The organism is Paenibacillus sp. FSL P2-0121 (assembly GCF_037975345.1).
In the GTDB taxonomy this organism is placed as follows: domain Bacteria; phylum Bacillota; class Bacilli; order Paenibacillales; family Paenibacillaceae; genus Paenibacillus_AQ; species Paenibacillus_AQ odorifer.
The window spans coordinates 5,206,290-5,218,483 of the sequence record NZ_CP150245.1 but is presented as its reverse complement, the minus strand read 5'-3'; the positions used below and the strand labels follow the sequence as shown (position 1 = coordinate 5,218,483).

General features: G+C 44.0%; 10 protein-coding genes. 9 read left to right on the top strand and 1 reads right to left on the bottom strand.

Features of this window, described 5'->3' with window-relative positions:
• Window positions 1-14 precede the first annotated feature (14 nt).
• From MKY54_RS23105 to MKY54_RS23065, 9 genes are all read left to right on the top strand, one after another.
• Window positions 15-1,817, top strand: a complete 1,803-nt coding sequence (locus MKY54_RS23105) for a histidine kinase (protein WP_339188090.1) — start codon at window positions 15-17, stop codon at window positions 1,815-1,817.
• Entirely contained in the window at window positions 1,810-3,081 is a 1,272-nt protein-coding gene (locus MKY54_RS23100) for a response regulator (protein ID WP_076219246.1), read from the top strand. The genes MKY54_RS23105 and MKY54_RS23100 overlap by 8 nt, the downstream gene beginning before the upstream one ends.
• Window positions 3,082-3,245: 164 nt before the next feature.
• The gene (locus MKY54_RS23095; RefSeq protein WP_076128908.1) at window positions 3,246-4,190 is read left to right on the top strand and encodes a sugar ABC transporter permease; all 945 of its coding nucleotides are present in this window, start codon (window positions 3,246-3,248) and stop codon (window positions 4,188-4,190) included.
• Window positions 4,183-5,022: a carbohydrate ABC transporter permease gene (locus tag MKY54_RS23090; protein ID WP_076128910.1), complete on the top strand. Its 840-nt coding sequence runs from the start codon at window positions 4,183-4,185 to the stop codon at window positions 5,020-5,022. The genes MKY54_RS23095 and MKY54_RS23090 overlap by 8 nt, the downstream gene beginning before the upstream one ends.
• Window positions 5,023-5,052: 30 nt before the next feature.
• Entirely contained in the window at window positions 5,053-6,612 is a 1,560-nt protein-coding gene (locus MKY54_RS23085) for a glycoside hydrolase 43 family protein (protein WP_339188087.1), read from the top strand.
• Window positions 6,613-6,658: 46 nt separating this feature from the next.
• Complete coding sequence (locus MKY54_RS23080; RefSeq protein WP_339188086.1) at window positions 6,659-7,642, top strand: glycoside hydrolase family 43 protein; 984 nt, start codon at window positions 6,659-6,661, stop codon at window positions 7,640-7,642.
• Between the two features lie 200 nt (window positions 7,643-7,842).
• Complete coding sequence (locus tag MKY54_RS23075; RefSeq protein ID WP_339188084.1) at window positions 7,843-9,888, top strand: carbohydrate-binding protein; 2,046 nt, start codon at window positions 7,843-7,845, stop codon at window positions 9,886-9,888.
• A 40-nt stretch (window positions 9,889-9,928) separates the two neighbouring features.
• A complete protein-coding gene (locus MKY54_RS23070) occupies window positions 9,929-10,204 on the top strand; it encodes a hypothetical protein (protein WP_339188082.1) in 276 nt (91 codons plus the stop codon).
• On the top strand, window positions 10,191-10,358 hold the full coding sequence (locus MKY54_RS23065) for a hypothetical protein (RefSeq protein WP_339188081.1): 168 nt from the start codon (window positions 10,191-10,193) through the stop codon (window positions 10,356-10,358). Before MKY54_RS23070 ends, MKY54_RS23065 begins: the two co-directional genes overlap by 14 nt.
• Before the next feature lie 819 nt (window positions 10,359-11,177).
• On the opposite strand, the gene MKY54_RS23060 is transcribed toward MKY54_RS23065, so the two are convergent.
• A complete protein-coding gene (locus MKY54_RS23060) occupies window positions 11,178-12,020 on the bottom strand; it encodes a hypothetical protein (RefSeq protein WP_076308195.1) in 843 nt (280 codons plus the stop codon).
• Window positions 12,021-12,194: the final 174 nt, after the last annotated feature.

Here is a 12,194-nt window from a genome sequence, read left to right as displayed (position 1 = left end):
TTTGGGGGAAATACATGATCTCGTATCTTTCTAGAAGCCCAATCAAAATTAAGCTGCTTATCTATTTTTTGCCTATTCTTGTGTCATCCGTTGCGCTTACCGGTTTTTTTTCCTATTTCACTGCCGTTAAGCAGCTCGAACAAAACGCTTATTATTTGCTAAGCGATACGACCGAGCAAACGGGCTTTTTTCTTAACGATAAGCTTTATACGATCTTCGAACAGCTAGTGTCAATCGAGAACAATTCGGCTTTTCAATATATTTTATTAGATAATGGACAAGACGAAGGAGAACATCGCTACGATGATATCATCGATCTTCATAAACAGTTCGAGGAAGCCTACCGGAATCATTTGCAAGTCATCGATTCAATTTTTGTCACGTTTAATAATGGCCGGACCTTCAACATACAGAAGGACTTTATTCCCCGGCATGTCGGTGTGAATCTTAATGAATGGCTGGCCGAATACAACCAAAAGGATGCAGAAAGCAGTTATTACTGGTTGAATACGCATGAGGATCAAGTGTTTACTACTGTCACGAAACGTAATGTTGTAAGCGTATTTAAAATTATCGGAAATCTTGATTCCGAGGTCAGTGGCATGGCTCTCATTAATATGAAGGAATCCTATCTGCTCGACATTTTACAGAATGTCAATATTAGTCCCAATGGCTCGCTGGCTCTGATCAGTCCAGCTGGGGTGATGTATTCCAAGCCGTTATCCAAAGAGTACGCTATCGGCGATGAGATCGTGAACGATATCCGTAATAACGCTAATCACCAGGGAGATTTAAGGGCGGCCAGCAAGTCGGACCAACGTATGATGATTCACTTTACAACGTTATCGCTGAACGGGTGGAAGCTCGCCGCCATCGTTCCTGAAAGCGATATCTTAGCCAAGGCAAGCCAGATTAAATCGATAACGCTTACAATCGTAGCTGTTATTCTCGTAGTTTTTATTATCATGGCAACCTATTTTGCCAGCAGCCTGACGAATCCCATCCGTTATTTGTCCAAACAAGTGAAGAGTTTTAGACAAGGGAACCTAAATGTTAACTTTCAGCTGAAAGAGCAAAATGAAATTGGTGTATTAGCCAGTGGGTTGGAGAATTTAGTCGATTCGGTTCGCCAATTGCTGGAGCAAGTTAAGGATGAACAGGAACAGAAGCGGCAAATGGAGTTATTAGCATTGCAGTCGCAAATTCAACCACATTTTCTATACAACACTCTCGGATCTATCAAACATATGATTGATTTGGGTGAGAAGGAAAAGGCATCGACAATGGTTAGTGCGCTGGCCCACTTTTTTCGGATCGGCATTAGCAGAGGGCGGGAGGTCATAACGCTTAGAGAAGAGATTGAGCATGTTCAAAGCTACTTGCAAATTCAAAATATCCGTTACCAGAAAGATTTTGAATTTGAGATTCAAGTTGAAGAGAGCATTATGCATCTTCCTATCATGAAACTGACCTTGCAGCCTATTGTCGAGAACGCCATCTATCATGGCATCAAAAACAAGAAGGGAAAAGGGATCATCAGAATAACAGGAAGGCCAAGCGGGGATGCAGCAATAATTGAAGTCTTCGACGATGGTGCAGGGATGGATGTAGAGAAGGTACAGGAGATGAATACTTCTATTCAAGCGCAGAATGTTCAAGAGGCTCCAGTGACATTCGGGCTGCGTAATGTTCACCGACGGCTGGCGCTGCAATTCGGCTACGGGTTCGGGATTCGGCTGGATAGTGAAGAGGGGGTTTATACCATAGTGACTGTAAGGATTCCATATACGAAAAATGAGGTGACGAATCGTGCATAAGCTGGTCATTGCAGACGATGATGAATGGATTAGGGAAGGGCTTCGCAGGAATATTCATTGGGATCAGGGAAACATTCAGGTGGCAGGAGTTGCAGTGGACGGGAAGGAAGCTTGGGAACTTATCCAAAGGGAGAAGCCGGATCTACTGCTCTCGGATATTCGCATGCCTTTTATGGATGGACTGAAGCTTGCCGCCCAAGTGAAGGAGAATGGCTTAGATTTGAAGATTGTCTTCTTAACGGGGTATGATGATTTTTCTTATGCTAAGGAGGCGCTACAGCTTCAAGCGTTTGATTACATATTAAAGTATGAAGATAACGATAAAATCCTGCGGACAATCATGAATGCGTCTGACGCACTGGAGGAAGAGCGGAGAAAACGTGAGAAGGATATAAAAAGCCATGGTCTTATCGTGAACCAATTTTTTAGCGAGTTGATCTCTGGGTCGGGGAATGAGGAAGCGATTGATAGGGAGGCGAAGCTGCTCGATTTAACGTTTTGCGGCTCGGTGTTCGTGATGGCTGTTCTGAGCTTGGATGGTGTCGGAAGGTTTCTTAAACCCAATAAACCCGTCGATCTGGAGCTATTATTGTTCACTCTCAAAAACCTTTGCAATGAGGTGCTAGAATCTGCAATTTGCGACGGGGTTCAGGTGTATGCGATTCAATATAACCACCGGATCAATCTGTTGTTCAACTACCGAAACGAGGGTGCGGAGAAGCTGAAGCAGGATACCGAGCTTATTGCCCGCCGCTTAACAGTGATGATTGAGCAATATCTCAAAGTTCACGCCAAGATCGGTATAGGCAGTATTGGTGAAGGGTTTAAACATATTGGCGTCTCCTACGAGGAAGCATTGATTGCGACACAGATGAAGGATGTCCGGATGGATCAATCGATTATTTTCTATGATCAGGTCAAATATTCAAGCAATTCGCATCAAGCTATTCTTCGCACAATTATGGATTATATCGCAAATCATTATCAGAATGAGAATCTGGACTTAAAAGAAGTAGCGGAGACGGTCCACATTACACCATCGTACGTCAGTACTTTGTTTAAAAAGTATACGGATGTTAATTTTTGTGAGTATATTGTCCAAGTGCGAATAGATAAAGCTACTGAACTGCTTGTGCATACCGATTTAAAGGTATATGAGGTTGCTGAGAAAATTGGGTATGTGAATACCCAGTATTTTAGTGTTTTGTTCAAGCGGCATACAGGGTTTACCCCGATGGAGTATAGACAGCAGCATAGCTCGTAATAGTTGGAAAGCGTTCACAAACAGCCTTATTCCAGTCAATGATTGGGATGAGGTTGTTTTTTTGCTGCTATTTTTTATTTTCAAAAAAACAAACAAACTTTGCAAGATATATTATTTAGCTAGCTTCATGCATAGCCTATTATTCTTATTGAGGTGATTATTTCATGAAGGTGAAACAACAATTAGCAACAGGACAAGTGACGGGAACGTCCAAGAGAAAAAACAAGATGATCGGCAGCGACAGGATATTTCCTTACGTTCTGATCATCCCGACTGTCGTTCTCATGGCGGTCATTATGTTCTACCCTATTTTACAAGTCTTCCAACTAAGCTTTCAGAACTATGACTTGACTCGGCCGATGGATGACGGTTTTGCCGGGTGGAGTAACTTTAAGCAGATTTTATTCCATGACGATCTGTTCCCAAGCTCGCTATGGATAACCATCAAGTGGGTGGTTATTGAAGTCGTTCTTCAGCTCGTGTTCGGCTTAGGTGTGGCCCTGCTGCTTAATCAGGCCTTCCGGTTTAGAGGCGTTATACGTTCGCTCGTGCTTATTCCTTGGGCGGTATCAGGCGTTCTTACGACAATGCTGTGGTCGCTCATGTACAACCAGCATATCGGAGTCATTAACGATCTTTTGAAGAGGTTAGGGATTATTCACGAGAATATCGCTTGGCTGTCGAACACCCATACCGTATTCGGTTCGGTTGTACTGGCCGAGTTGTGGAGAGGGATTCCGTTCTTCGCAGTCGCGCTGCTTGCTTCCTTGCAGTCTATTCCGAAAGAAGTCTACGAGTCCTGCGAAGTCGACGGTTGCGGAAAGGCAAGAAAGTTATTTTCCATTACCCTGCCTTATCTTAAGGAAAGTATTATTTTCACTACGATGCTAAGAGCCATCTGGGAGTTCAACTCTATCGATATGATCTTCACGATGACAAACGGCGGTCCAATGAATATGACAACCACTCTCCCGATTTATATGTTCCAGACGGCAATTTTGAACGGGAATTATGGCTATAGTTCGGCTATGGGGGTCCTTTCCTTCGCTGTTCTAATGATTTTTGTGGTCGTCTATATGAAATTAAGCAGAGGTGGCCAAAATGAGTAAGCTTAAACGTTTTTTAACCACTTTGTGTTTGTTCTATATTCCTATGACTGTTACGTTGTTGTTTGTCCTGCTGCCTTTTCTTTGGGACATCTCAACTTCCCTTAAGCATGAGAATGATATTATCAGCTCCACGATTCGTTACCTTCCGCATCCAATTACGTTTGATAATTTCATAAAGGTGTGGAGTGTCAACAATTTTTCGAGATTTTTTGTAAACAGTCTTTTCATCTGTACGGTGTCGGTGATCTTTATTACATTGCTGTCGATTTTTAACGGCTATGCTTTGAGCAGATTTAAATTTGTTGGAAAAAATGCTTTTATGCTTATGATGCTGGGCACTCAGATGCTTCCGGTAATCTTATTCGTCATCCCGCTGTTCCTGATTTTTAAGAGCATGGGGATTATGAATACGCCTTTTGCGATCATATTGTTCTATATCGTTTCACAGGTTGCGTTCAACTCGCTGTTGATGCAAGGGTTTGTATCTGGTATTCCGAAGGAAATTGACGAAGCGGCTATGGTCGACGGAGCAGGAAGATTCCGGGTCTTGTTCACGATCATTACGCCAGTGATTCTGCCGGGGATCGTAGCGACTGCGCTGTTCGCCTTTATCGGCTGCTGGAATGAGTTCTTGGTTGCTTTCTCATTCCTGACAGATGCGTCCAAATTTACGATCCCAATCGGACTGAAGTATTTGATCGGCCAGTACAGTGTAGAGTATGGATCGCTCGCGGCAGGCAGCATTATTGGATTGATACCGCCTATTGTGCTCTTTATGTTTATTCAGCGTTATCTGATTCAAGGTCTGACAGGCGGTTCGGTCAAAGGATAAAAAGGAAAAGGACATGGGGAGGATTACTACATGAATCTTGGAGAATACGCAGAGCCTTGGGTTTCAGATCAGGGAGACGGAACTTATATCAATCCAATCCTGCATGCGGACTATTCGGACCCGGACGTAATTCGCGTCGGTGATGACTTTTATATGACCGCTTCTAGCTTCGGGCACATTCCCGGATTGCCGATCCTGCATTCGAAGGACTTAGTCAATTGGGCAATCATCAATCATGCTGTGCTGGAGATGAACTTGGAGGGGTATGACCGTCCGCAGCATGGCAATGGCATTTGGGCACCTAGCCTAAGATTCCATGGCGGGAAGTTCTGGATCTTCTATGGCGATCCAGATGTCGGCATCATGATGACTTCGGCGGTGGACCCTGCCGGAGAATGGACGCCACTGCATCTGGTTCAGGCAGGCAAAGGCTTAATTGATGCTTGTCCCTTCTGGGACGAGGACGGACAGGCGTATTTGATTCATGCCTATGCGAAGAGCCGCAGCGGCATTAAGCACAAGCTGCGGCTGTGCCGAATGTCCGCTGACGGTAAAGGGCTGCTGGACGAAGGCCGGATTATCTATGATGGAACCGAAAATCATCCGACTCTGGAAGGACCAAAGTTATACCAGCGCAACGGATATTATTATATCCTTGCTCCGGCAGGGGGCGTGGCAACCGGATGGCAGACAGTGTTCCGTTCCCGAAACATCTGGGGCCCTTACGAGGACCGAATCGTTCTGCAACAAGGGCAGACCTCAGTAAACGGCCCGCATCAAGGCGGACTAGTGGAGCTGGATTCGGGCGAATCGTGGTTTATCCATTTCCAGGATAAAGGACCTTATGGCCGGGTCGTTCATTTGCAGCCGGTCAGTTGGGTAGATGACTGGCCTTTGATGGGAGAGCTTCAAGCAAGCGATGGAGCTGGAGTGCCAGTGATACGTTACCGAAAGCCTGAGGTCGGGAAGGCATACGCAGTGTCAGTGCCTGCAACTTCTGACGATTTCGAGTCTTCAACGCTTGGATTGCAGTGGCAGTGGCAGTCTAACCCCAAATCGTCTTGGTATAGTCTCGAGGCAAGAGAGAGCTATCTTCGGTTAAATGCTGAACATAAACCCGTAGACAACAAAGGGCTATACCATAGTCCGCAGCTCTTGCTGCAGAAATTCCCAGCACTTTCGTTTACAGCAGCCTGCAAGGTTGACCCTTCGGGCTTGGGAATAGGGGAGTCCGGAGGTTTGATGATTTTTGGTTATCGTTATTCTTGCTTGGTGGTACGAAGATTAGAGGATCAAGAACTGAAGGGGACGCTAGCCCTATCGCTTATGCAAGGAGATGATACGGGAGAGACAGAAATGTGGTCATATCCTTTGATAGACACGGATAGTCTCTTCTTGCGGGTCGAGGTATTAGAGGATGCGACTTGCCATTTCGGCTACAGCTTGGAGGGTACAGACTTCACTTCCGTACCTGTAGAGTCATTTCAAGCTATAGAAGGACATTGGGTGGGGGCTAAGACAGGTCTATTTGCCGTAGGTTCCGGCAATGGAGGATATCTTGATATCGATTGGTTCCGAATCACCAAGTAAGTGAATAACCAAGTAACCGAATAACCCCAAAACAAAGGAGAAGCTTATGCTGAATGTTTCGAAGCGAAATGAGCCTCTGGTAAAACATATTTACACTGCTGATCCGTCGGCTCATGTTTTTGAGGATAAACTATATATTTATGTGTCTCACGATCTTGAAATCAGCGTTCCCAACAACTTAGATGGAGATCATTATGCTATGGAGGATTACCATGTTCTAACTATGGATGATAGGTCAGCAGAATTCGTAGACGATGGTGAAATACTCCATATGAAGGATGTCCCGTGGGTATCCAAGCAAATGTGGGCTCCAGACGCTGGCTTCCGAAACGGCAAATATTATCTTTATTTTCCGGCGCGGGATCTCAGCGGGGTGTTTCGGATTGGTGTGGCGACAGCGGATTCACCGGCGGGACCTTTTACGCCGGAGGCGGATTACATGGAGGGAAGCTTCAGCATTGATCCGGCCGTATTCAACGACGATGACGACGAGGTTTATCTGATCTTAGGAGGGCTTCGCGGGGGGCAGCTGGAGAAGTGGAGTACGGATACCTACATGCCTGATGGCACAGGGCCGGCTCCACACGAACCTGCATTGGGACCTCGCGTGGCAAAGCTAAGCAAGGATATGTTGTCCTTTCAGGACAAATTAATGGAAATCTCCATCATTGATACTGAAGGACGTCCTATTCTGGCAGGCGATGAAGAAAGAAGATTTTTTGAAGGTCCTTGGATGCATAAATACGAGGGGAAATACTACCTCAGTTATTCTACAGGGAACACACATAAAATCGTCTACGCCATTGGAGACAATCCGCTGGGACCCTTTACGTTTCAAGGCACACTTCTGACCCCGGTGATCGGATGGACAACGCATCATTCCATCGTGAACTTTCGGGACAAATGGTACCTATTTTATCATGATAGTTCTATGTCGGACGGTGTGAGCCATAAGCGCTGTGTGAAGGTTACTGAATTAAAGTATAATGCGGACGGAACGCTGCGAATGATCGATCCAAATTTAGTATAGATAGACTTGTATGGCAACAAGGAATGGTTTTGTAGGATTCCCCTCAGGTAGGCAGTGGAAACAGACCTCATGGTAGATGAGTCTAATCACAGTCAATCGGAGGGGATCTTTTTATATCATTATTGGATGCGCTTTCATTAAAGGGGGTGATCATTCAGGTAGGGTCGTTTCACTAAAATAAGTAGGAGGGATCGGATCAAATGATTAAAAAAGTGCTACGTAGTTTAATGCTGGGAAGTTTATTGGTGACTTTAACTTGTTCTAATCTAGCAGGCAAAGCAGAGGCGGCAGCGGTAAATACAATTCCTAACGCATCTAAGGTTGAGCAGGGTTATGACAGCAGTTTTTTATCAGTTCCTGGTTTTGCATCATTAGGTGTAAAAGATAGAAGCAGTTATGCAGGTACCTCATATTATCGAACGGTCAGCAGTGGCCGAGAGTTTTTACAAGCAATCTTGGATGCAGGCAGTGGTGCTGTAAAAGTTATTGAAGTTACAGATAATCTAAACTTAGGGTGGACTGAATTAGCACTAAATTCTACTGAAATTTCAAAATATAGCTTTGTTACAAAATATCCTGATCCATCAAACGGATTCACGAACCCACTCTTAATAACCTCCGGTGTATCCAAATTAAGCATAGCCAATATTGATGGATTAACGATTTTTTCAGCTTCAGGTAAAACTATTAAACACGCAGAATTAAAATTGCAGAGCTCAGTGAATGATATTGTCATTAGAAATCTCAATTTTGATGAAATGTGGCAATGGGATGATACAGGTGAGCACAAAGAGGTAGGCTGGACTTTTATCAAGGTAAATGGCGCAAACAATGTATGGGTAGACCACTGTAAGTTTTCGATAGCCGCGGATGGAATGATTGATATGGAAAATGGTTCAACGAATGTAACTTATTCTTGGAACGAATTTGGTCTAGCGGCAGCTCAAAATCCAGCGACTAGTAGCTCTATTTATAAGTCAATTGAATATATGGAGCAAAAATATGCAACAGGATCACTGAACTCCTCCACCAGCCTTTATTATAAAATGCGTAACGAAGGGGCTACCAAAAATCAAATTATGGCTTATGCCGCCTATCACTCCAAAGTTCATTTGGTAGGATCGGGTGACAAGGATTATACGAATTATGTGGGTTCTAACGGTGTGGAAATTAAAGATGGAAATCAAAGACTTCGCTTAACTTTAGCATACAATCGTTATACAAATGTTGGGTCGCGTCTGCCAATGATTCGTCAAGGAGTCGGGCATCTATTTAATAATTCTTTTGATAATTCTACACATCAGAATGTACTCGACAGCGTTACTGCAATCTCCAAATATGGTCATGATAAATTATCGCGTGGAATGAACGCCAGAAATGGAGCTTCTATAGCGGGGGACACCAATGTCTATAATGCTTTTAATGAACCGCTGATTGGTGCGGAGCGTCAAGGGGATGATACCGCTAATATGAATGCACCTTTTGACGTATTGTTTAAGGATGCGATGAACCATAGTTTAATTGTAAATTCTACAGTAACAACTAGTAGCGGAACAACCTATACAGGCAGCAGCTGGGATAATAATGGCGTTAATGCCTTTACTAACGGAATGAATTGGAATAACAAAGCAACCATTGGCCAGTGGGCTTGGTCATCATCAATAGTCGGAATTGAAAATATGAGTAAATCAAACCCGCCATCTACGCCTTTTACATTCACTTATGGGTATAACGAGCAATTGCCTTATGCTTATAAAACAGTTCCTCTATCTGGCGTTGTCTCCACAGTAAATCAATATGCCGGGGTCTCAAAAGTTTCTTGGAACACTGCGGAGTGGTTAAAAACAAATTATTATGATGCCTATTCGACGATCGAAGCAGAACGTTATACCAGCATGTCTGGTGTGAAAAATGAAGCGAGTTCCGAAGGCGGTCAGAATGTCGGCTATATAGAGAATGGCGATTATATCGCGTTTAATAATGTTAACTTTGGAAGCGTCGGACCCACAAGTTTCGAAGCAAGAGTAGCGAGCGGTACATCTGGAGGAACTATCGAAATTAGACTGGACAGCTCAACTGGAACTCTGGTTGGAACTTGTCCGGTAGCGGGAACAGGCGGCTGGCAGACCTGGGTGACTAAAACATGTGCAATCAGCGGCGCCACCGGCACGCATAATGTATATCTAAAATTTACCGGCTCTAGCGGATATTTATTGAATCTTAATGGGTTCAAGTTTATTAAGTGATTTTATTAAGCGAGGTTCTGAGGGGGAGTGAAAAACCTTTATGCTGGGGCGGGCAGATAGACCTCGGCTGGAGTGGAAGCGGCGAAAAGGGAGCGGGAGTTATACCGTAGAATGTGGCGGATGGAGCGGAAGTGGCGAAAAGAGAGGCAAAAATGCCCTAGAATGTGGCGGATGGAGTGGGAGTGGCGAAAAGAGAGGCAAAAATGCCTTAGAATGTGGCGGATGGAGTGAATGTGGTGAAAAGAGAGGCAAAAATGCCTTAGAATGTGGCGGATGGAGTGGATGTTACCGGATCGAGCAAAATGCGGAGAAATGAACGGTATAAATCCCGCAGAATGCAGCTGATCGAGCGGATGTGGCGAAATGAACGGTATAAATCCCGCAGAATGCAGCTGATCGAGCGGATGTGGCGAAATGAACGGTATAAATCCCGCAGAATGCAGCTGATCGAGCGAATGTGGCGAAATTAGCGGTATAAATCCCGTAGAAAGTACCGGATCGGGCGAATACGGTGAAATGAACGGTATAAATCCCGCAGAATGCAGCTGATCGAGCGAATGTGGCGAAAGGAACGGGATAAATCCCGCAGAATGCAGCTGATCGGGCGAATACGGAGAAATCTACGGTATAAATCCCGCAGAATGTACCGGATCGAGTGAAGGTGGCGAAAAGAGAGGCATAAATGCCCTAGCATGTGGCGGATCGGGCGAATGTGGTGAAAAGAGAGGCATAAATACCTTAGAATGTGGCGGATCGAGCGAATGCAGGGAAAAGAGAGGCAAAAATGCCCTAGAATGTGGCGGATCGGGCGAATGGGGTGAAAAGAGAGGCATAAATGCCTTAGAATGTGGCGGATCGAGCGAATGCAGGGAAAAGAGAGGCAAAAATGCCCTAGAATGTGGCGAATCGAGCGAATGTGGGGAAAAGAGAGGCATAAATGCCCTAGAATATGGCGGATCGAGCGAATGTCACCAGATCGAGCATATACGGTGAAATGAACGGTATAAATCCCGCAGAATGCAGCTGATCGAGCGAATGTGGCGAAATGAACGGTATAAATCCCGTAGAATGTACCGGATCGGGCGAATACGGTGAAATGAACGGTATAAATCCCGCAGAATGCAGCTGATCGAGCGAATGTGGCGAAATCTACGGTATAAATCCCGCAGAATGCACCGTATGGACCGGGACCAATACACCCTAAAGGAGTGATTCCCCCCATCAACCGGAGAACCACTCCTTTTTTATAACCAACTTTATAATCCAATCAACGATGACCTCCGTGATGCTTAACTGTGTATTTTGCTGAACTCGATTCGCGAGCTGAAGGACCTAGTAAACTCTTTTTCGATTATTGTTTTCATGATATTGTGATGCACTTTGAGTTGTGATTGATCGGCGTGGTCTCTAAGGAGTTCAAAGAGCGCTGCTGATTTTTTGAAGCCTGTATCATCGTCTAGCTTGATGCTTAATAACAAGATTTCTAGAATAGTGTTGATTGTATCGTACATATTCTCTTGTTTATAGTAATACATCGCCAGCAAATAAATGTAATCCTCATGGTATTTGATATTCACAATAGTCTCATGTTCTCCTATGTCATCAACATTGATTTTGAATTCCTTCAGAATCCAATCAACGGAATAATCATGCATTATCGAAGATTCTAAGATTGTAATGAGTCCCGGCAATAATTCTTCATCATCACTTTTTCTAATAAACTCAACGTATTTATGTAGCACTCCCATTTTGCCTTCCAGCAGATCGATAACGTATGAATTGGCTTTTGCTATATTGCGGTAATATTCGACTTCATAAATGGCCTCTTCATCTAAACCTCCTATCCAGCCAAGGTCAGCATACTTCTGAATACATAGTTTTGCCTCGTCAAACTTACCGGACTTTTGTAGTGCTATACCTTTTGCGCATGAGCTATATCCAAAATAATAGGGGATACTCCGCTTCAGTTTAGGACCTCTTATGAGGTTACTATTGTTTTCATATATGATGGAAATTTGTTCATGTAGCTTGTCTGCAATTTCAATCATGGCATCCCAATTCTCAAATGAAAATGATGCCTTAAGCATCTGAATCAAGGAATCCACATTCAACTCTTCCAAATCCAACTTCAATCCTATCTCCCTTTCTAGAGCATATCATGCATCGATTAAGATAATTGTATTTCATTTCTAAATTATTCATTTATTTTACATTAAATCATGTGATTTCCATCACGTTACATAAGGTCAAAAGGGTCTTTATTAATAATTTTCAAAATACATCCAGCTCACATTATCTTCCTTAAG